This is a genomic window from Spirillospora sp. CA-294931 (assembly GCF_050946795.1).
Taxonomy (GTDB): Bacteria; Actinomycetota; Actinomycetes; order Streptosporangiales; family Streptosporangiaceae; genus Spirillospora.
Genome location: NZ_CP192006.1, coordinates 4,520,590 through 4,540,037, shown reverse-complemented (window position 1 = coordinate 4,540,037; position 19,448 = coordinate 4,520,590). Strand labels below are relative to the sequence as shown.

At 72.6% G+C, this 19,448-nt stretch carries 24 protein-coding genes; 11 read left to right on the top strand and 13 right to left on the bottom strand.

Annotated features, from left to right (window positions below; translation table 11 throughout):
- Window positions 1–6: 6 nt before the first annotated feature.
- The 4 genes from ACQPY4_RS20260 to ACQPY4_RS20245 all read right to left on the bottom strand — a co-directional run bounded on the left by ACQPY4_RS20260 (window position 7) and on the right by ACQPY4_RS20245 (window position 3,253).
- Window positions 7–1,656, bottom strand: a complete 1,650-nt coding sequence (locus ACQPY4_RS20260) for a DUF885 domain-containing protein (RefSeq protein ID WP_433338633.1) — start codon at window positions 1,654–1,656, stop codon at window positions 7–9.
- Window positions 1,657–1,683: 27 nt separating this feature from the next.
- Window positions 1,684–2,271, bottom strand: a complete 588-nt coding sequence (locus ACQPY4_RS20255; RefSeq protein ID WP_433338631.1) for a hypothetical protein — start codon at window positions 2,269–2,271, stop codon at window positions 1,684–1,686.
- Between the two features lie 134 nt (window positions 2,272–2,405).
- On the bottom strand, window positions 2,406–3,035 hold the full coding sequence (locus ACQPY4_RS20250; protein WP_433338629.1) for a LysE family translocator: 630 nt from the start codon (window positions 3,033–3,035) through the stop codon (window positions 2,406–2,408).
- 65 nt (window positions 3,036–3,100) lie between these two features.
- Window positions 3,101–3,253 (bottom strand): hypothetical protein, encoded by a 153-nt coding sequence (locus tag ACQPY4_RS20245; RefSeq protein ID WP_433338627.1) that lies wholly within the window; start codon window positions 3,251–3,253, stop codon window positions 3,101–3,103.
- A 685-nt stretch (window positions 3,254–3,938) separates the two neighbouring features.
- On the opposite strand from ACQPY4_RS20245, the gene ACQPY4_RS20240 reads away from it, so the two are divergent.
- The 5 genes from ACQPY4_RS20240 to ACQPY4_RS20220 are packed head-to-tail and all read left to right on the top strand — an operon-like array spanning window position 3,939 to window position 8,051.
- Complete coding sequence (locus tag ACQPY4_RS20240) at window positions 3,939–4,949, top strand: AAA family ATPase (RefSeq protein ID WP_433338625.1); 1,011 nt, start codon at window positions 3,939–3,941, stop codon at window positions 4,947–4,949.
- Window positions 4,946–5,908, top strand: coding sequence for a DUF58 domain-containing protein (locus ACQPY4_RS20235; RefSeq protein ID WP_433338623.1), 963 nt, complete (start codon window positions 4,946–4,948; stop codon window positions 5,906–5,908). Before ACQPY4_RS20240 ends, ACQPY4_RS20235 begins: the two co-directional genes overlap by 4 nt.
- On the top strand, window positions 5,905–6,852 hold the full coding sequence (locus ACQPY4_RS20230; protein ID WP_433338621.1) for a VWA domain-containing protein: 948 nt from the start codon (window positions 5,905–5,907) through the stop codon (window positions 6,850–6,852). The genes ACQPY4_RS20235 and ACQPY4_RS20230 overlap by 4 nt, the downstream gene beginning before the upstream one ends.
- Window positions 6,853–6,912: 60 nt before the next feature.
- Window positions 6,913–7,518: a class I SAM-dependent methyltransferase gene (locus tag ACQPY4_RS20225; RefSeq protein WP_433338619.1), complete on the top strand. Its 606-nt coding sequence runs from the start codon at window positions 6,913–6,915 to the stop codon at window positions 7,516–7,518.
- Window positions 7,515–8,051: a TrmH family RNA methyltransferase gene (locus tag ACQPY4_RS20220; RefSeq protein ID WP_433338617.1), complete on the top strand. Its 537-nt coding sequence runs from the start codon at window positions 7,515–7,517 to the stop codon at window positions 8,049–8,051. Before ACQPY4_RS20225 ends, ACQPY4_RS20220 begins: the two co-directional genes overlap by 4 nt.
- Before the next feature lie 22 nt (window positions 8,052–8,073).
- Here ACQPY4_RS20220 and ACQPY4_RS20215 read toward each other — a convergent pair whose 3' ends face one another.
- Window positions 8,074–9,525, bottom strand: a complete 1,452-nt coding sequence (locus ACQPY4_RS20215) for an MFS transporter (RefSeq protein ID WP_433338615.1) — start codon at window positions 9,523–9,525, stop codon at window positions 8,074–8,076.
- A 55-nt stretch (window positions 9,526–9,580) separates the two neighbouring features.
- On the opposite strand from ACQPY4_RS20215, the gene ACQPY4_RS20210 reads away from it, so the two are divergent.
- Window positions 9,581–9,955 (top strand): MerR family transcriptional regulator, encoded by a 375-nt coding sequence (locus ACQPY4_RS20210; RefSeq protein ID WP_433338613.1) that lies wholly within the window; start codon window positions 9,581–9,583, stop codon window positions 9,953–9,955.
- On the opposite strand, the gene ACQPY4_RS20205 is transcribed toward ACQPY4_RS20210, so the two are convergent.
- The 3 genes from ACQPY4_RS20205 to ACQPY4_RS20195 form a co-directional block, all read right to left on the bottom strand.
- Window positions 9,937–10,437 carry an SRPBCC family protein gene (locus ACQPY4_RS20205; protein WP_433338611.1) on the bottom strand — a complete coding sequence of 167 codons (501 nt, stop codon included), beginning with the start codon at window positions 10,435–10,437 and terminating at the stop codon, window positions 9,937–9,939. The two genes, ACQPY4_RS20210 and ACQPY4_RS20205, sit on opposite strands and share 19 nt — an antisense overlap.
- On the bottom strand, window positions 10,434–10,763 hold the full coding sequence (locus ACQPY4_RS20200) for an ArsR/SmtB family transcription factor (protein ID WP_433338609.1): 330 nt from the start codon (window positions 10,761–10,763) through the stop codon (window positions 10,434–10,436). The genes ACQPY4_RS20205 and ACQPY4_RS20200 overlap by 4 nt, the downstream gene beginning before the upstream one ends.
- A gap of 85 nt (window positions 10,764–10,848) precedes the next feature.
- Window positions 10,849–11,073: an EF-hand domain-containing protein gene (locus ACQPY4_RS20195; RefSeq protein WP_433338607.1), complete on the bottom strand. Its 225-nt coding sequence runs from the start codon at window positions 11,071–11,073 to the stop codon at window positions 10,849–10,851.
- 176 nt (window positions 11,074–11,249) lie between these two features.
- Here ACQPY4_RS20195 and ACQPY4_RS20190 point away from each other — a divergent pair, with 176 nt between their 5' ends.
- Window positions 11,250–12,056, top strand: a complete 807-nt coding sequence (locus ACQPY4_RS20190) for a glycerophosphodiester phosphodiesterase (protein ID WP_433338605.1) — start codon at window positions 11,250–11,252, stop codon at window positions 12,054–12,056.
- A 2-nt stretch (window positions 12,057–12,058) separates the two neighbouring features.
- Here ACQPY4_RS20190 and ACQPY4_RS20185 read toward each other — a convergent pair whose 3' ends face one another.
- Window positions 12,059–12,613, bottom strand: coding sequence for a CGNR zinc finger domain-containing protein (locus ACQPY4_RS20185; protein WP_433338603.1), 555 nt, complete (start codon window positions 12,611–12,613; stop codon window positions 12,059–12,061).
- 56 nt (window positions 12,614–12,669) lie between these two features.
- Between ACQPY4_RS20185 and ACQPY4_RS20180 the strand changes: the two genes are divergently transcribed.
- On the top strand, window positions 12,670–13,857 hold the full coding sequence (locus tag ACQPY4_RS20180; protein ID WP_433338601.1) for an MFS transporter: 1,188 nt from the start codon (window positions 12,670–12,672) through the stop codon (window positions 13,855–13,857).
- Window positions 13,858–13,926: 69 nt separating this feature from the next.
- Here ACQPY4_RS20180 and ACQPY4_RS20175 read toward each other — a convergent pair whose 3' ends face one another.
- Window positions 13,927–14,208, bottom strand: coding sequence for a type II toxin-antitoxin system Phd/YefM family antitoxin (locus tag ACQPY4_RS20175; RefSeq protein ID WP_433338599.1), 282 nt, complete (start codon window positions 14,206–14,208; stop codon window positions 13,927–13,929).
- A 106-nt stretch (window positions 14,209–14,314) separates the two neighbouring features.
- Here ACQPY4_RS20175 and ACQPY4_RS20170 point away from each other — a divergent pair, with 106 nt between their 5' ends.
- The 3 genes from ACQPY4_RS20170 (at window position 14,315) to ACQPY4_RS20160 (ending at window position 16,033) form a co-directional block, all read left to right on the top strand.
- Window positions 14,315–14,956, top strand: a complete 642-nt coding sequence (locus tag ACQPY4_RS20170; RefSeq protein WP_433338597.1) for a ClpP family protease — start codon at window positions 14,315–14,317, stop codon at window positions 14,954–14,956.
- Window positions 14,956–15,570, top strand: a complete 615-nt coding sequence (locus tag ACQPY4_RS20165; RefSeq protein WP_433338595.1) for an ATP-dependent Clp protease proteolytic subunit — start codon at window positions 14,956–14,958, stop codon at window positions 15,568–15,570. The genes ACQPY4_RS20170 and ACQPY4_RS20165 overlap by 1 nt, the downstream gene beginning before the upstream one ends.
- A 118-nt stretch (window positions 15,571–15,688) precedes the next feature.
- A complete protein-coding gene (locus tag ACQPY4_RS20160) occupies window positions 15,689–16,033 on the top strand; it encodes an RNA polymerase-binding protein RbpA (RefSeq protein ID WP_131740249.1) in 345 nt (114 codons plus the stop codon).
- 67 nt (window positions 16,034–16,100) lie between these two features.
- Here the strand turns inward: ACQPY4_RS20160 and ACQPY4_RS20155 are convergent, their stop codons facing one another.
- The 3 genes from ACQPY4_RS20155 to lnt form a co-directional block, all read right to left on the bottom strand.
- On the bottom strand, window positions 16,101–16,613 hold the full coding sequence (locus ACQPY4_RS20155; RefSeq protein ID WP_433338593.1) for an FxsA family protein: 513 nt from the start codon (window positions 16,611–16,613) through the stop codon (window positions 16,101–16,103).
- A 90-nt stretch (window positions 16,614–16,703) separates the two neighbouring features.
- Complete coding sequence (locus ACQPY4_RS20150; RefSeq protein WP_433338591.1) at window positions 16,704–17,453, bottom strand: polyprenol monophosphomannose synthase; 750 nt, start codon at window positions 17,451–17,453, stop codon at window positions 16,704–16,706.
- Window positions 17,453–19,120: an apolipoprotein N-acyltransferase gene (gene lnt, locus ACQPY4_RS20145; RefSeq protein WP_433338589.1), complete on the bottom strand. Its 1,668-nt coding sequence runs from the start codon at window positions 19,118–19,120 to the stop codon at window positions 17,453–17,455. Before lnt ends, ACQPY4_RS20150 begins: the two co-directional genes overlap by 1 nt.
- Between the last annotated feature and the right edge of the window lie 328 nt (window positions 19,121–19,448).

Here is a 19,448-nt window from a genome sequence, read left to right as displayed (position 1 = left end):
CGGCGCTCAGCCGCGGCCCAGCTCGGCGCGCAGCAGATCAAGACCCATCGGCCCCAGATCCAGCGCCCGCTTGTGGAACGCCTTGAGATCGAACGCCGCGCCCTCACGCCGCCGCGCCGCCTCCCGCGCCTCCAGCCACACCTTCTCCCCCAGCTTGTAGGCGATGGCCTGCCCCGGACGACCCAGATACCGGTCGATCTCAAACGCCACGAACGCCGGCGACTCCGCACCCGAATGCGCCGTCAGGAACTCCCGGCCCAGCGCCGCCGTCCACCGCTCCCCCTCATGGAACCCCGACCCGGCCGGGATCGGCAGCTCCAGATGCATCCCGATGTCCACCACCACCCGCGCCGCCCGCAGCTGCTGCCCGCCCGCCAGCATCCCCAGCCGGTGCGCCGGATCGGTGTAGTACCCCAGCTCGTCCATCAGCCGCTCGGCGTACAGCCCCCACCCCTCGCAGTGCCCCGGATGCAGCTCGCACGACAACCGCTGGAACCGGTTCAGCGTGGTGGTGTTCAACGTCGTGACACCCAGCTGCAGATGATGACCCGGGACGCCCTCATGGAACATCGTGCCGGGCACCGTCCACGTCACCACGTCCTGCTCCGGGTCCGGCACGGTCCACCACACCGTTCCCGGACGCGACAGATCCTCGGCCGGAGCCAGGTAGTAGATGCCCGACTCGGTCGGCGGGATCCGGCAGTCGATGCGCCGCAGCGGCGCCGGAATGTCGAAGTGCGCGCCGTCCAGATCGGCGATCGCCCGGTCGGCCAGCTCCTGGATCCAGTCGCGGAACGCCGCCGCCCCCGAAATCCGATACGCCGGGTCGGCGTCCAGCGCCGCCCGCACCGCCGCCACACTCTCCCCGGGACGGACCTGACCCGCCGCGGCGGCCATCTCCGCCTCCACCCGCGCCAGCTCCTCCCACCCCCAGGCGTAGGTCTCCTCCAGATCCAGCCGCGTCCCCAGGAAGTCACGCACACCCAGCGCGTACCGGTCACGGCCCAGCGCGTCCCGCTCGGGCGCGTGCGGCGCCAGGTCACGCCGCAGGAAATCGGCGAACTCGCCCAGCGCGCGGCCGGCGTCGCGCACCGCCGCGTCCAGCGCGGCCCGCAACGGCCCGCTCCCGTACCCGCCCGGCAGCCCCGCCAGATAGTCAGGGGTCCGCAACGCCGACTCCACATTGCGCTCCACCTGCCGCAGCGCCGCCACCCGCCCCCGGCCCCGCGCGGCCTCCAGGCTCACCCGCAGCCCCGCCAGCGCCTTCGGCAACCCCGACAACCGCGCCAGCATCGCCTCCCACGGCGTCGCCGCGCCCTGGTCCAGCAACTCCACCGCCAGCCGCAGCCGGTGCAGCGGCCCGTCGGTGGTGTCCAGCAACGCGTCACACAGCCCCGACCCCGCGACCTCCAGATCCACCTCAAGCCGCTCGCGCAGCACCGCCGCCGCGACCCGCTCCGCATCACCCGCCACCGGCACCGCGGCCAGCTCCGCCAGCGTCCGCCGCGCCAGATCCGTGCGGGCCTGCGCCCCCTCGGGACTGAAATCGGTCAGGTGCGCCTCCTGGCCCGCGATGCCCATCGGCGCCGCCAGGCACGGGTCCAGCGCCGCCATCTCGTCCACGTACCGGTCCGCGAGCTCATGAAGAGTGGTCATCATCACATGCTAAGTGATCATGCTGGTCTAGCAGACGGGGATGTCCCGCCCCGAATTGTCCGCCGCCTCGTCGTTGCCGCCCCGCGTCAGGAACAGCGCCGACACCCACCCCCGGCCACCGCGCGGCTCGTCCAGCACCGTGAACAGCCACCAATGATTGAACACCGCGCCGCCGTCCCGGTCCCGCCGCGCCCCCCACCGCTTGCAGAACACGAAGTTCGTCCCCTCCCGCAACGTCCCCGACCGCTCGGACGCCCCCGGCGAGGCGTACCCGGCGGCGTCGTCGTAGGTGTCCACCCAGAACCGCCGCCCCGGATCCGGCGTCGGATCACCCACCGGCGGCGAAGACCCCGACGACGCGTCCGCACTGGGAGACGCCGCCACCGCCGGCTCCCGCCGCGGCCCCTCATCACCGCCCGACGGCCACAGCACGATCACCACCGCCACCAGAGCCAACCCCAGCGCCCCCGCCAGCACCCACCCCACCAGCCCGCCCCGCCCCCGGCCCGGACCCGGCGGCGCGACCCCCGGCGCCAGCGGCGGCACCGGCGGATGCCCCGCCGCAGGGATATCGGCCAGCCACGTCTCCTCCACCGGCCCCCCGACCGGCTCCACAACCGCACCGCACCGCGCGCACCGTCCACCCGCGCCCGTGTCGCTCCCGCACCCCGGACACCGCATCGACCGGCCCTCCCGCCCGCGTCAGCGAATCGAGACCACCACCATCAGCGCATCCTCAGCGCGCGACCTCAGCGCGACTCGGCCGCCAACCGGACACCCAGCCCCACCAGCACCACACCCGACACCTGCTCCAGCCGCCGCCGCACCCCCGGACGCTCGAACACCCGCCGCGCCAGCCCCACCAGCCACACCACACCCGCGTACCAGACCAGATCCACCAGCGCCCACACCACCGAGAACGCCACCAGCGTCCACAACACCGGCCACCCCGCCGGGACGAACTGCGGCAGGAACGACACCGCGAACACCCCCGCCTTCGGATTCGCCAGATTCGTCACCAGCCCCAGCCGGAAACACCGCCACAACGACTCCGGCACAACCTCCGCCACCGCACCGTCCCCTACAGCGGCGCCCCGCCGCGCCTGCCACAACGCCCGCACCCCGAAATACACCAGCACCGCCGCACCCACGACCCGCAAACCGTCATAAGCCAACCGCGACGCCGCCAGCAACGCCGACAACCCCAGCGCCGCCGCCACCCCCCACGCCACCACCCCGGCCTCGTTCCCCACGACCGTGGCCAACCCCGCACGCCGCCCCGACACCACCGACTTACGCATGATCACCACAGTGCTCGGACCCGGCGCCATCGCGATCAGGAACGCCGCACCGACGAACGCGACCAGACTCTCCACCATCGCCCCATGATGGCCCACCCACCCGACCCCGCCAAGCCGAAAAAAACTACAACGGACCCCCACCATCAGGCCCCGACGGCCCCGGCGACGACGGAGACGGGCTCGGACTCGGAACCCGCGTCGTCGGCACCGGCGACGGCGACGACGGAGACGGCACCGACGACGACGGCGTCGGCTCCGGCGGCAACGGCTCCGGCTCCCGCACCCGCGGCTGACACGCGAACAACACCAGCATCAACAACGCCAACACCACCAGCACCACCGCCAACGTCACGATCGCGCCGACCAACCCCCGCTCATCACGCTCCCGCACCACACCCGGCACCGCCACCGCACGCGGACGCTCCAGCGCTGGCTCCCCCGACCCCACCCAATACGGCGCGAACCCCGGCCCCCGCCGACGCCCACCCCGACGACCCCGCGACACCCCCGCCAACACCACCGGCTCAAGAAAACGCCCCGCACCCACCCGATCAGGACGATCCGCGTCATACTCCGTCGCCACCCACGGCGCCGGACCCTCCGGCTGCGCCGCCACCACCGGCGCCGCACCCCCCACCCCCGAAAAACCCGCCCCCGGCAACTCCGCCACAATCGCCGCCCGGAACCGATCCCGCGCCGCCGCGTCCCCCGCCGCACCACGATTCAGCACCGCCACACACGCCCGCCGCCCCGCACCGTCCACCGCCATATAGACGATCCCCGCCGACGACTCCGAAAGACGCGCCGACAAACGAAACGGACCCAGCTCAACCGGATCCCCCGGCGGCAACGGCCTCGACATGAGCGCCACACTACAACCGCCCCCACCGGGGTAAGAGACCCACGGCCCACGAGGTCAAACTGATCGCGTAGGGTCGGGAAACCGGAGGACAACGCAGCACGCTCAGGGGGACTCCCAAGATGACCGTCGCCGCCCACGACGTCGACCAGGCCGCAGCACTCCTGCAACACACCGTGGCCGAAGTCAAAAAGGTCATCGTCGGCCAAGAACACATGGTCGAACGCATGGTCGTCGCCCTGCTCGCCAAAGGACACTGCCTCATCGAAGGCGTCCCCGGCGTCGCCAAAACCCTCGCCGTCGGCACCCTCGCCCAAGTCGTCGGCGGCACCTTCGCCCGCCTCCAATTCACCCCCGACCTCGTCCCCTCCGACATCGTCGGCACCCGCATCTACCACCCCTCCACCGAACAATTCGACGTCGAACTCGGCCCCGTCTTCGTCAACTTCGTCCTCACCGACGAAATCAACCGCGCCCCCGCCAAAGTCCAATCCGCCCTCCTGGAAGTCATGGCCGAACGCCAGGTCTCCCTCGGCGGCAACACCTACCCCCTCCCCGAACCCTTCATCGTCCTGGCCACCCAGAACCCCATCGAATCCGAAGGCGTCTACCCCCTCCCCGAAGCCCAGCGCGACCGCTTCCTCATGAAAATCGACGTCCGCTACCCCGGCGCCCACGAAGAACTCCAGATCCTCCAACGCATGAGCGTCGACCCACCCGAAGCCACCCGCGTCCTGGACCCCGGCCAGCTCATCACCCTCCAGCGCGCCGCCGCCGAAGTCTCCGTCCACGAACTGGTCGCCGACTACATCGTCCGCCTCGTCATGGCCACCCGCGAACCCGACCAATACCACCTCCCCGACCTCCGCGACGTCATCGAGATCGGCGCCAGCCCCCGCGCCACCCTCGGCCTGGTCTCCGCCGCCCGCGCCCTGGCCCTGCTGTCCGGACGCGACTACGTCCTGCCCGACGACGTCCGCGCCGTCGCCCGCGATGTCATGTCCCACCGCGTCGTCCTGACCTTCGACGCCCTCGCCGACGGCGTCGACACCGGCGACGTCGTCACCCAGATCCTCACCGCCGTACCCCCACCCCGCGTCGTGTGGAACCACGGCGCCGCGACCACCCCATGACCCCCCACCGCGACGGCAAACTCGCCGCCCTCGCCCCCGAACGCACCCTGCGCCGCCTCGAACTCCAGGTCACCCGCCGCCTCGACGGCCTGCTCAACGGCGAACACCTCGGCCTGCTCCCCGGCCCCGGCACCGACCTCGCCGAAGCCCGCCTCTACCAACCCGGCGAAGACGACATCCGCCACATGGACTGGGCCGTCACCGCCCGCACCACCACACCCCACGTCCGCGACCTCATCGCCGACCACGAACTCGAAGCCTGGGCCCTCACCGACCTCACCCCCAGCATGGACTTCGGCACCGCCAACCTCACCAAACGCGACCTCGCCGTCGCCGCCCTGGCCGCCGTCGGCTTCCTCACCGTCCGCCTCGGCGACCGCGTCGGCGCCTACCTCCTGCAACCCCACCAACTGCGCCGCTGGCCCGCCCGCACCGGCAAAGCCGCCATGTACGCCCTCCTGCAAGCCATCCTCGACGCCGACACCACGCCCACCGGCGAACCCCGCGACCTCGCCGAAGGCATCACCGCCCTGGACCGCGGCCAGACCCGCCGCGGCCTGCGCGTCATCATCTCCGACTTCCTCCCCCACACCCCCGGCACCGACCACGCCCCCACCTGGGAACGCCCCCTGCGCCGCCTCGCCGCCCGCCACCAGGTCCTCGCCGTCGAAATCATCGACCCCCGCGAACTCGACCTGCCCGACATCGGCCTGCTGGAAATGACCGACCCCGAAACCGGCGCCACCCACGACATCGTCCTCAACGCCAAAACCCGCGCCCGCTACGCCCACGCCGCCGCCGCCCAACGCGAACACACCCGCACCGCACTGCGCCGCTGCGGCGCCCACCACCTCATCCTGCGCACCGACCGCGACTGGATCGCCGACGTCGCCCGCTTCGCCCTCCGCCAGCGCCGCGCCGCCGGACGGACCGTCACCACCACCGGGGCCCGCGCATGACCTTCCTGTCACCCGAACGCCTCTGGCTGCTGTCGCTCCTGCCCCTCATCGCCGCCGCCTACGTCCTGCTCCAGCTACGACGCCGCACCTACACCGTCCGCTTCACCAACCTCGCCCTGCTCACACAGGTCGCCCCCCGCCGCCCCGGCTGGCGCCGCCACGTCGCCGCCGCCCTCTTCCTGACCATGATGCTGCTGATGATGGTCGGCTTCGCCCGCCCCGCCACCGGCGTCAAAGTCCCCCGCGACCGCGCCACCATCATGGTCGCCGTCGACGTCTCCCTGTCGATGATGGCCCGCGACGTCGCCCCCAACCGCTTCGAAGCCGCCAAGACCGCCGCCAAGAAATTCATCCGCGACCTGCCCGGACGCTTCAATGTCGGCGTCGTCTCCTTCGCCGGCAACGCCAACCTCGTCGCCGCCCCCTCCACCGACCGCCAGGCCGCCATCGCCTCCATCGACCAGCTCGTCCTGGCCAAACGCACCGCCATCGGCGAAGCCGTCTTCACCTCACTGCAGGCCGTCCGCTCCTTCGACGCCCAGGCCAGCAGCAACCCGCCCCCCGCACACATCGTCCTGCTGTCCGACGGCGACAACACCACCGGACGCTCGGTCCCCGAAGCCGTCGACGCCAGCCGCACCGCCCACATCCCCGTCTCCACCATCGCCTTCGGCACCCCCTACGGCACCGTCGACATCGAAGGCGAGACCACCAGCGTCTCGGTCAACAAGGAAACCCTGCGCACCCTCGCCCAAGGAGCCGGCGGCAAGGCCTACGAAGCCGCCGACGGAGGCCAGCTCTCCGAGGTCTACTCCAGCATCGGCAGCTCACTCGGCTTCAAAATCGAACACCGCGACGTCGCCGCCCGCTTCACCGGCCTGGCCCTCCTGCTGGCCATCGCCACCGGCGGCCTGTCCCTGGCCTGGTTCTCCCGCCTCCCCTGACCGCGGCAAACGCCGCTCCGCGAACCCGGCACCTCCGCGACGCTGATACGGTCGGCCGACGTGGGGGAACACTACTTCTCGCAGAATCCCGGCGCCGCCAGCCGTCCCGGCGCCGTCGACCTGGTCCTGCCCGACCTGCACCTGCGCCTGGAGACCGACCGCGGCACCTTCTCACCCGACCGCGTCGACCTCGGCACCCGCATCCTGCTGGAGACCGCTCCCCCACCCCCCGACCGCGGCGCCCTGCTCGACCTGGGCTGCGGCTACGGCCCCATCGCCCTCACCCTGGCCAAACGCTCGCCGCAGGCGAGCGTTTTCGGGATCGATATCAATGAACGCGCACTGGAACTGGCGAGGTGCAATGCCTCCGCCGCCCAGCTTGACAACGTAAGGTTCTCGCTGGCGGACGAGATCGACCCCGCGCTCACCTTCGAGGCGATCTGGTCCAACCCCCCGATCCGCATCGGCAAACCCGCCCTGCACACCCTGCTGCTGACCTGGCTGCCCCGCCTGTCCCCCACCGGACGCGCCCACCTGGTCGTCCAGAAACACCTCGGCTCGGACTCCCTGCAGCGCTGGCTCACCGACCAGGGCTTCCCCACCGAGCGGATCGCCTCCCGCTCGGCCTACCGCGTCCTCGCCGTCACCAAGGGACCCAGCCGATGACCGAACGCCGCCAGCTGCGCCCCACCGACGTCAAGCGCCTCAACCGCGACTGGCGCCGCCGCACCGGCTCCCGCCTCGGCCTGCTGATCGAATCGGTCACCCAGCCGTTCAACATCGGCTCCATCGTCCGCAGCGCCGCCGTCTTCGGCGTCGACCACATCTGGCTCGCCGGCAACGCCACCCCCCTGGACCACCGCAACGTCACCAAGACCGCCCTGGGCACCGAACGCCTCATCACCTGGGAACACGCCGGCACCGCCGCCGAGGCCGCCGCCGCCGTCCGCAAGAGCGGCCTGCGCCTGATCGCCGTCGAGCTCACCACCGACGCCGTCCCCCTGCACCAGGCCCCCCTGGACGGCGACGTCTGCCTGGCCGTCGGCGGCGAGGACCACGGCTGCTCCCCCGCCCTGCTCACCGCCGCCGACGCCGTCACCTACATCCCCCAGATCGGCCGCGTCGGCTCCCTCAACGTCGCCGTCGCCACCGCCATCGCCCTGGCCGAGACCCGCCGCCGCGAATGGACCACCCCCTGACCCCGCCTCCCACGGCCACCAGCTAGCCCACGGTCTCGGGGGCGGGGGTCCGGGCGGCAGACCTCCGGCGGCGTCCCAGGGTTCCCACCGTCACCGCGACGCCGGTCAGGGTCACGGCGGACGCCATGAAGTACGCCACCCCCACTCCCCCGGTCAGTTCCTCGGCCAGCGCCGGGCCGCCCAGGGACGCCGTTCCCGCGTTCACCACCGCCACCATCGCCGCCGTGCCGACGGCCAGGCCCGTCTGGTGGGTCACCGACGCCATGCCCGCGGCCACACCCTGCTCACCGGCCGCGACTCCGCTGCCCGCCGCGATCCACATCGACGTCCACACCATGCCCATCCCCAGCCCCGACACCACGATCCCCGGCAGGACGACCGCGAACGACGCGTCCGGCGACACCGCCGCCCCCAGCAGCGCCAGGCCCGCCGCACCGGTCAGCAGACCCGACGCCAGCGCCGCGCGCGGCCCCGCCCGGGTCACCAGCCGCTCGGCGACCCGGGTGCCCGCGATGTTCATCAACGTCAACGGCAGATACGCCAGGCCCGCACGCATCGGGCCGTAGTGCAGGACGTCCTGCAGGTAAACCGTGAGCAGGTAGTACTGCGCGCCGAGCCCCGCCCCGAACACCGCCGTGATCGACATCGCCGCGACCAGGCTCGGGTTGGCGAACATCCGCGGCGGCATCAGCGGCTCGCGGCCCCGCGCCTCGATCACCGCGAACACCGCCAGCAGCGCCGTGCCCGCGCCCAGCGCCGCCAGCACGCGCGCCGACGTCCAGCCCCACTCCGGCCCCTGCGCCGGGACCAGCACCAGCAGCGTGATCCCCGCCGTCGCCGTCACCGCGCCCGGCAGGTCGAACCGCCGCGCCGCGCCATCGCGCGGCGGGTCGGGCGGCAGCAGCACGAACGCGCCCGCCAGCGCCACCACGGCCAGCAGCACGAACACCAGGAACGTCGACTCCCACCCGAACACGCCGGTGAGGACCCCGCCCAGCAGCGCGCCCGCCGCAAGACCGCCACCGCCCATCGCGGCCCACACCGCCAGCGCCCGGTTCCGCTCGGCGCCCTCCGCGAACATGGTGTTGACCAGCGACAACGTCGCCGGGAACAGCAGCGCCGCGCCCAGCCCCTGCACGGCCCGCACCGCCACCAGCAGCCCCGGGCCCTGCGCCAGACCGCCCACCAGCGACGACACCGCGTACAGCACCAGCGCCGCCGCGAACACCCGGCGGCGTCCCAGCAGGTCGGCGGCGCGGCCGCCCAGCAGCATGAAACCGCCGAGCGTCACCGCGTAGGCGCTGACCACCCACTGCAGCGACCCGCCGGAGAACTCCAGGTCCCGCCCGATCTCGGGCAGCGCGACATAGACGATGTTGTAATCGATGGCGATGACGAACTGCGCGAAAGCCAGCAGCGCCAGCGTCCAACCCGGGTGGCGCGGCCGACGCGGCGCCTCAGATATGACCGACATGGCGGTACCGTAAGAGCTGACATCAATGTCAGATTCAAGCGGCCGGAGGCGGACGATGCGGATCGGCGAACTGGCACGGCGCACCGGCGTCAGCGAACGCTCCCTGCGCTACTACGAGCAGCAGGGCCTGCTCACCGCCGACCGCACCCCCGGCGGCCACCGCGACTACCCCGAACGCGCCGTCGACCGCGTCATCCGCATCCAGGAACTGTTCGCCGCCGGCCTGCACAGCGCCAAGATCGCCGAGATCCTGCCCTGCATGCGCGACGCCGACGGCGGACCCTCCGAGATCGCCACCCCGCGCCTGGTGGACGACCTCACCGGCGAACGCGCCCGCATCGACCGCATGATCACCGACCTGCTGCGCTCACGCGACGTCCTGGACGAGGTCATCGACACCGCCTCCGCCCCTCACCGCCAGGACGGATAGCGCGCCGCGACCTCCTCGTACCGGCGGCTCCACAGCGGCAGCCCCGTCCCGGCCAGATGGGCCTCCAGCCGGTCCAGGTAGGCGTGCGTGCCGGGCGTGAACCCCCGCGCGTTGCGCACGCCCAGCCCCCGGTGGGTGAAGGTCAGCACCGTGCCCGCGCCGTCCTCGGCCAGCTCGTAGCGGACGACGCCGTCCTCGACGATCGCCTGGCCCCACTCGTGCTCCAGCACGTGCGGCGGATCCCACACCAGGATCCGCCCCGTCATCCGCTTGTGCTCGCGCGGCACCGGGGGCTCGGCCGGCACCATCTCGATCACACCCCCGGCCCGGCCCGACAGGGTCGTCTCGCCGAACCACGCCGCCCGCCGGGACGGATCGGTGATCGCCGACCACACGTCCTCGATCGGGTGCGGCAGATGCCGGACGAAGGTGATGACGGCGCCGTCGCCGTCGATCGCCACCTCTCCCAGACGTTCGCTCACCGGTTGTCCTCCTCCGTGACGGGCCGCGACTCGGCCAGGTGCTCTTCCAGGGCGTCCAGATGCCGCGCCCAGTAACGGCGGTAGCGGCCGATCCACCGGTCGATCTCGACCAGCCCCTCGGCGCGCAGCGCGTACATGCGGCGCTGGGCGTCGGTGCGGACGTCCACCAGGCCGACCTCCCGCAGCACCCGCAGATGGCGGGACACCGCGGGCTGGGTCAGGCGGGGCAGCGTCGCCGCCAGCTCGCCCGCCGACCGCTCCCCCTGCGCCAGGGCGTCCAGCAGCACCCGGCGGCTGGGCTCGGCCACCGCTTCGAAAACATCCATGGAACCGAGTATCACATGAAGCTTATATAACTACAAGCTCAAATACAGAGGAGGCCAGACCCCGGACCAGAAGTCCGGGACCGGCTCAGCCGCGCCCGCGGTGGCGCTCCATCATCGCCGCGAACTCCTCCAGCGAGATCTTCCCGTCGTGGTTCAGGTCGGCCTCGACCACGATCTCCACGATCCGGGTGTCGCTGACGTCCTCGCCCAGGGTCCGCATCAGGCCCTTGAGCTCCTCGGGCGAGATGAAACCGTCGCCGTTGACGTCCACCATCTCGAACGTCGCCCTGTACTCCTCCACACCGGCCATGCCCCGGCCTCCTCCCCTGTCGGCGATCAAGCGCCAGCACCGTAGCACCGGCTCCACCGCCCACGCCCTTTACGCAGTAAGGTCGCCGGTTGGCGGAGTCGCACCACGACGAGACCTCGGCGACTTCCCGCTGCCCTGGATCGCGGGACGGGCGCACACCCGCCATAATCGGAGGAGTGCCGCGCTCGTACGAATTCCTCGACCACCCCGGCCCGATCCCCTTCGCCCACCGGGGCGGGGCCGCCGGGCGTCCCGAGAACTCCATGGCCGCGTTCCAGCGCGCCGTGGACCTCGGCTACCGCTACCTGGAGACCGACGCCCACGCCACCGCCGACGGGACCGTCGTGGCCTTTCACGACCGCACCCTCGACCGCGTCACCGACAGCACCGGCGCCATCGCCCGCCTGCCCTACGCCCAGGTCGCCAAGGCCCGCATCGCCGGCACCGAGCCCATCCCCCGCCTGGACGACCTGCTCGGCTCCTTCCCCGGCGCCCGCGTCAACATCGACCTCAAGGACGCCGCCGTCATCGGCCCCCTCGCCCGCACCCTGCACCGCACCCGCGCCTGGAACCGCGTCTGCCTGACCTCCTTCTCCACCCGCCGCCTGGCCCAGATGCGCGCCCGCCTGCCCCTGTTCACCGACCACGACGTCTGCACCGCCCTGGGGCCCCGCGGCGTCATGGCCCTGCGCGCCAAGTCCTACGGCGGCACCACCGACAAGCTCGTCCGGCTGGCCGCCACCGGCGTCGCCTGCGCCCAGGTCCCCTACGGCCTGGGGCCCCTGCCCTTCGTCACCGAGTCGTTCATCGCCCGCGCCCACGACCTCGGCCTGAAGGTCCACGCCTGGACCGTCAACGACCCCGCCGAGATGGACCGCCTCCTGGACATCGGCATCGACGGCATCATGACCGACGAACTGGTCACCCTCCGCCACGTCATGGCCGCCAGGAGCCTGTGGCCCCGTCCCACTCCCCTGCCCTGACCTCAGCCGCGCGAGCGCCGATGGGCCGCGACCCGCTCGCGCGTCGCGCACCGCCGCGAGCAATAGCGCCGCGCGGGCCCGCTCCCCTGCACGACGTACACGTCGCGGCACCGGGCCGCCGCGCACACACCCCCGGGTGGGCGCTGCCGATCCCACAGCAGCACAGCCAGGGCCATGCACGAGGACGCCAGGAACCACTCCCCCCAAGGAGCGTCGTCATCGCTGTCGAGATGGGGGTGCCACGGGGTGCGTCCCTCGTGCGAGGTCAGCCGCAGCACGCCCCCGGTCCGCCGCAGCAGCCGGTTCACGGCCTCGGCGGCCAGGTCGGGCCGATCGGCCGCGAAGACCTCCCGCAGCAGCTCGGCGGCGGCGCCCATCTCGGCCACGTCCGCGGCGGTCAGCCCGATGGGCTCGGGCTCCCCGTGATCGCGCAGCACCGCCGCCACCGCGCCCGGCTCGGAATCCGGCCCGCCCAGGACGTTGACCAGCGCGGCGGTCCGCATCGCCACGGCCGCCACCGAATGCCGGGACGACCAGTTATCTCTCGGGAACGACACCCGCCCAATGTAACGCATATAGCGAACCTTTGAGTTACATCGGTAGCGTCACCCCCATGACGAGGCGCTACCCGCTGCGGCGGTACATCACCGGCACCGTCGCCGCCCGCACCGGCGACGAGATGTCGGGCCCCGCGCTGCTGCTGGCGGGCCTGGCGGCCACCGGCTCGGCCGCCACCGCCTCCTCGCTGCTGGCGGGCATCATGATCTCCGCCGCCGTCGGCGGACCCGTCTTCGGCGTCCTGCTCGACCGCGCCGCCAGGCCGGGCCGCCTGCTCGCCGCCGCCCTGGCCGTCTACGCGTCGGCCCTGGTCGTCATCCTGGTCTGCCTGGGCCGCGTGCCCGCCCCGGCCACGGTGCTGATCGCGGTCGCCGCCGGGCTCCTCGGCCCGGCGCTGTCCGGCGGCTGGACCTCCCAGCTCCCCCGCGTCGCCTCCGGCGGCGGCCTGCCCCGCGCCAACGCCCTGGACGCCATGACCTTCAACCTCGCCAGCCTGATGGGCCCGGCCCTGGCCGGAGTCATCGCGGGACTGGCCGGAGCGCCCGCCGCCGTGATCGCCTCCGCCGCGCTGATCTGCCTCGCGCTGCCCTCGGCGTGGACGCTGCCCCCGTCCCGGCACGCGGAACGCCCCCCGGTGCCCGCATCCCTCGCCGCCGGGGTCACCGCGGGATTCGGCGCCATCACCCGCTCGGGCCCCCTGGCCCGCGCGACGGCCGCCTCGGTGATCTCCTGCGTGGGTCAGGGCGTCCTGATCGCCTGCAGCCCCCTGCTGGGGGACCGCGCCTTCGGCTCGCCCGGCCACGGGGCGGCCCTGCTGTCGGTCGTCGCCGCCTCGGCCCTGGCCGCCAACGCCGCGCTGTCGCGCCGCCCCCGCCTGCTGAGCCCCGACGCCATTATCCGGAGCACTCCCCTGGTGCTGGCCGTCGCCCTGGCCCTGGCCGCCACCGCCCAGCCGATCGCGCTCGTCGCCGCGGCGGTGCTCGCCGGCCTGGGCGAGGGACCCCAGCTCACGGCCCTGTTCGCGATCCGGCACCGCGAGGCCCCCGACCACCTGCGCGGCCAGATCTTCACCACGGGCGCCAGCCTGAAGATCACCGGCTACGCGGTCGGAGCCGGAGTGGCCGGTCCCCTGGCCACCTGGTCCCTTCCCGGAGCCCTCGTGTTCGCCGCGGCCACCCAGATCCTGGCCACGCTTTGCTACGCCCGCCGTCGTGGCACAGCGGGCAAAGAGCGGAGGCCTTGAACACCGGCCACGCCCTTTACGCAGTAAGGTTGCGTCCCGCCTAGGAGCCGAGGGGCGCGCGGCTGGCGGTCAGCGGGTGAAGCCGGGGGGACGGGGCGGGCCGGGGGGACGGTACTCGGCGGCGATGCGCAGGGGCTGCGCGGGGCGCGGCTGGCCCTGCCGCTCGCCCTGTCCCGAGGCGCCGGTCTGGGTGAGGTCGATGCGCTCGGACTTGATGAGCTCCAGAAGCTCCAGGTCCTCGGCCGAGATCAGGGCGACCATCGGCCTCCCCCTGCGCGTGAGCCGGATGGGCTCGCCGGTGTAGGCCACCCGGTTCACCAGGTCGGCCAGCTGGGCTCGCGCTTCCGTCACCGGCACATCCACGGGATTCATCGTATAGCGAACCTCCCTTGCGCTCACCCTCCCGTCCAAACGTACAGTACGTACAGTTCATTTCTTCAGTTCTTCAGGAGGACGCATGGAGCCGTACAAGGCGCCCCGGCCGCAGCTGGGCAGCCCGGAGACGTTCGCGCCGCGGATGCGGGCCTCGGTGGCGGCGCCGGACCTGGCCGGCGAGGCCCTGTTCCAGCGGCTGCTGGGGCAGCGGATCGTGTTCGTGGGCAGCGAGATCGACGACCCGCTGGCCAACCGGGTCTGCGCGGAGCTCCTGCTGCTGGCCTCGCAGGACGCGCGGCGCGACATCACCATCTACATCAACTCCCCCGGCGGGGTCGTGGACGCCGGGATGGCGATCTACGACATGATGCAGTTCGTCCCCAACGACGTGTCCACGGTCGCGATGGGCATGGCCGCCTCGATGGGGCAGACGCTGCTGTGCGCGGGCACGGCGGGCAAGCGGTACGCGCTGCGGCACGCGCGGGTGATGATGCACCAGCCGCACGGCGGCATCGGCGGGACGGCGTCCGACATCAAGATCCAGGCCGAGCAGTCGCGGTACCTCAAGCGGGTGCTGGCCGAGAAGTCGGCGCTGCACACCGGGCAGCCGCTGGAGCGGATCGAGGCCGACGCCGACCGCGACCGGTGGTTCACCGCCGAGCAGGCCCGCGAGTACGGGTTCGTCGACCACGTCATCGACAACACCGACCGGGTGGGGTCGTGATGCGCGAGCCGCTGCGGTCCGAGGGCCGCTACATCGTCCCGTCGTTCGTCGAGCGGACCTCCTACGGGGTCAAGGAGATGAACCCCTACAACAAGCTGTTCGAGGAGCGGATCGTGTTCCTCGGCACCCCCGTCGACGACACCACCGCCAACGACGTCACGGCGCAGCTGCTGGCGCTGGAGGGGATGGACCCCGACCGGCCGGTGAACCTCTACATCAACTCCCCCGGCGGCTCGCTGACGGCGATGATGGCGATCCACGACACGATGCGCTACATCAAGCCCGAGATCGAGACGACCTGCGTCGGTCAGGCCGGGTCGGCCGCGGCGATCCTGCTGGCGGCGGGGACGCCGGGACGCCGCGCGGCCCTGGTGAGCTCGCGGATCCTGCTGCACGAGCCGGAGATCGACGTGATGCGCGGGACGTCCAGCGACCTGGAGATCCAGGCGCAGGAGATCCTGCGGCTGCGCGACCAGACCGAGCGGATCGTGGCCGAGGCGACGGGCCGCGATCCCGAGGAGGTACGCCATGACCTCGATCGGGAGCGGTTCTTCACGGCGGCCGAGGCGCAGGAGTACGGGCTGATCGACGCGGTCCTGACGACGCGGCGTTAGGCGCGCCAGTCAAGCAGCGGCCGTCGGCAGGGTTGGATCCGACCGGGGACGGGAATCTTGTCGGGGTTACCAGCGTTGGTCAGTACAAGACCGCAAGCCGTCTGGGAGGCACTTGACGATGGCCGAGCGCGCACTTCGCGGCACCCGACTCGGAGCCACGAGCTACGAGAACGATCGCAACACGGATCTGGCCCCCCGGCAAGAGGTGGACTACACCTGCACGAAGGGCCACCGGTTCACCGTGACGCTCGCGGCCGAAGCCGAGGTGCCGATGACCTGGGAATGCCGGAGCTGCGGGGCGACCGCCCTGCGGGTCGACGGTGAGCTTCCCCAAGCCAAGAAGGGCAAGCCCCCGAGGACCCATTGGGACATGCTCATGGAGCGCCGGACCCTGGAGGATCTGGAGGAGGTCCTGGCCGAGCGCCTGGAGATCTTGAGGGCGGGCAGGCGCAAGTCCGCCTGACCCGACCCGAAGAACCGGGCCCGTACCGCGAGGTACGGGCCCGGTTCTTCGGGTAAGCCGGTATCTGTCAGGAACGCGCGGTGGGCGGCGCGTCCTCGTCGTGCACGACCTCGCCGCGCACCACGGGCCCGCCGGGACGCGGCTGTGCCTGCGGCGCGCCGAAGCCGAGATCGCCCAGCCCGGGCGGGAACACCCCGGCCCGGGCTCCGGCGACCCGGACGCGGCGGGCCGCGTACCGGGTCAGCAGGCGCCGCACCAGGGGCCGGGTGAAGGGCAGCACGAACAGGAACCCGAACACGTCGGTGACGAAGCCGGGGGTGAGCAGCAGCACTCCCCCGACCAGGATCAGCGCGCCGTCGGCGAGCTCGCGGTCGGGCACGTCACCGCGCTGGAAGGTGGCGGTGAGCGCGCGCCAGGCGCGGCGTCCCTCGCGGCGGACGATCCAGCCGCCGATCAGGCTCTCGGCCAGCAGCAGCGCCACGGTGGGCCAGCCGCCGATCACCTGCCCGACCTGGATGATCACGTAGATCTCCAGGACGGGCGTCAGCAGGAACGCCAGGACCAGTGCGAGCGGCAGCATGGCTCCATCTTCGGGTAGCGAGGTGTGGACGCACCTGGTTCAACGCCGGGCGGGGACGGATCGTTTCCCCACCCGGCCCGGGCCAGCGGGTCAGCGGCGGCGCGCCCGCACCTTGCTCACGCGCTCGTTCACGCCCCACTGGGTGATGCGGACCATCGCCTCGACCATGACGTCGCGGCTCATCTTGCTCTTGCCGTGGGCGCGCTCGACGAAGGTGATGGGGACCTCGGCGACGCGCAGGCCGTGGCGCAGGGCGCGCAGGGCCAGGTCGATCTGGAAGCAGTAGCCGCGCGACTCGACGTCGTCCAGGCCGATCTTGTCGAGGGTCGCGGCGCGGAAGGCGCGGTAGCCGCCGGTGGAGTCGTGCAGCGGGATGCCGAGCATCAGGCGCGAGTAGGTGTTGGCGCCGCGCGACAGGAACAGGCGGGACTTGGGCCAGTTCAGCACCTTGCCGCCCGGGACCCAGCGGGCGCCGATGACCAGGTCGGCGCCGACCAGGGCCTTCAGCAGGCGCGGCAGTTCTTCGGGCTGGTGGGAGCCGTCGGCGTCCATCTCGACCATGACGTCGTAGCCGTGCTCGGCCGCCCACCGGAACCCGGCGATGTAGGCGGCGCCCAGGCCCTGCTTCCCGGCGCGGTGCAGGACCTTGATGTTGTCGTCGGCGGCGGCCATGGTGTCGGCGAGGTCACCGGTGCCGTCGGGGCTGTTGTCGTCGACGACCAGCACGTCCGCGGCGGGAACGGCCTTGCGCACCCGGCCCGCGATGTCCTCGATGTTCTCCCGCTCGTTGTAGGTCGGGATGATCACGAGCACCCGGCCGAGGTCGGCTGGGATCTCCATCAGTCTGTGTTCCCCTCGTCGTGTTCGCTGCCGTTCCTGCGGGCGGCCGCGATGACCGCCGCGGCGGCCAGGGCGGCCAGCGCCCATTCGGGCGCGGCGCCGACACGGTCGGCCAGGGTGCGGGCGGTGCGCGCCGGGACCGTCCTCACCTGGATGTCGGGGACGAACTCCCCGGACCGGTCGAGCATGCGGCCGTCCGGCGCGACGATCGCGCTGATGCCGCTGGTGGCCGCCACCAAGATCGTACGGCCATGTTCCACGGCCCGCAGCCGTGACATGGCGATCTGCTGGGGCGGGATGCCGGTCTTGCCGTAGGTGGCGTTGTTGGTCTGGACGACCATGATCGCGCCGCCGGCGGAGGCGCGGGTCTCGGCGTCGTAGGCGACCTCGAAACAGATGACGTCGCCGATGGTGACGGGGCCGAGCCGCATGACGCCCGAGCGGTCGCCGCGGGCGAAGTCGCGGGGGACGCGCTCGAAGCGGGTGATCATCTTGGTGAGCAGGTCGCGGAAGGGCAGGTACTCGCCGAACGGCACGGGGTGGCGCTTGACGTAGTAGTCGCCGGGGCCGGTGCGGGGGTCCCAGACGATGCCGCGGTTCTCGACCTTGCTGCCGTCGGGGGTGTCGGTGAGGGCGCCGACCAGGACGGGGACGCCGACGTCCTTGACGGCGGCGTCGATGCTGTTGAAGGCGTCGGGTTCGGTGTAGGGGTCCAGGTCGCTGGCGTTCTCGGGCCACACGACCAGCTCGGGCCGGGGGACCTTGCCCGCGCGGACCTGGGCGGCCAGCTCGCGGGTGCGCTGGACGTGGTTGTTGAGCACGGCCTTGCGCTGGCCGAGGAAGTCAAGGCCCAGGCGCGGGACGTTGCCCTGGATGACCGCGACGGTGACGGGCTCGCCGCCGGTGGGGGTGGGGATGAGCAGGCCGCCGCCGATCAGGGCCGCCAGGCACGCCACGGCGGCCGCCAGGGGGCGCGTGGCGCGGCGCAGGTCACCGGCGCGGTGGGCGCGGTAGGCGGTGTGGGCGCCGTAGGCCAGCAGGCCGCCCGCCAGGGCGGTGAGGAAGGTGACCAGTGGCGCGCCGCCGACGGAGGCGTAGGGGGTCAGCGGCGTGGCGGTCTGGCTGAAGGCCAGCCGTGCCCAGGGGAACCCGCCGAAGGGGACGCGGCCGCGCACGAGCTCCTCGGCGACCCAGGCGGCGGCGGTCCACAGCGGCCAGGCGGGCAGCCGGGTGACCAGCGCCAGGCAGGCGCCCAGCGGGGCCAGGTACAGGGCCTGGACGAGGCTGAGGACGATCCAGGCGTCCGGGCCGATGGCGCCGATGCCCTCCAGGACGGGCAGGAAGAACGTCACGCCCGACAGCAGGCCGAGCCAGGCGCCGGTGCGGGCGCCCTGCCCGAGGACGGCCAGGGCGAGCATGGCCACGCCCACGGGGGCCAGCGGGGGGATGTCGATGGGCGGGAACGCCGCGCACAGGGTGAGGCCGGAGCCCAGGGCGAGCAGGGTGCGGGGCCATCCGGCACGGCCCCCCGCGCGCACGCGCCGCAGGCGGCCGGGGCGCTCCGCGCCGGGCCCGTCCTTCCGGGACGGCTCGCGCGGCTCGGGGGCCGCCGGCCGTTCGGGGAGGGTCTCCTGCGCCACCTGCTGCTCCTCGTTCCGGGAAACCACTGGCCGGAACGCTACCCGCCCCGGGCTCCGGGGGCGACCCGGGGCGGTGGAAGCGACGCGGTGGGAACGATCCATGGGCGGGCACGGAAGAGGGCCCGTGACATCCATCGGGCCGGAGCCGTCTCAATGGCGGTGAGAAACGGAACTCCGTTTTCTACTGGATGTCCGGGCCCTTCCCGGGTCCAAGCCCCCTACCGACCGGGCGGCTCCGCTCTGGCGCTGCTGCCGGTCACCACGCCTGGCTGCGACGGACGTCGCGTGTGGTGCGCTGCTGAGGCCGTCGTGGCGCGGTCCGGTGGCGTCCTGAGCGGCCGATCGGTGAGTCCTG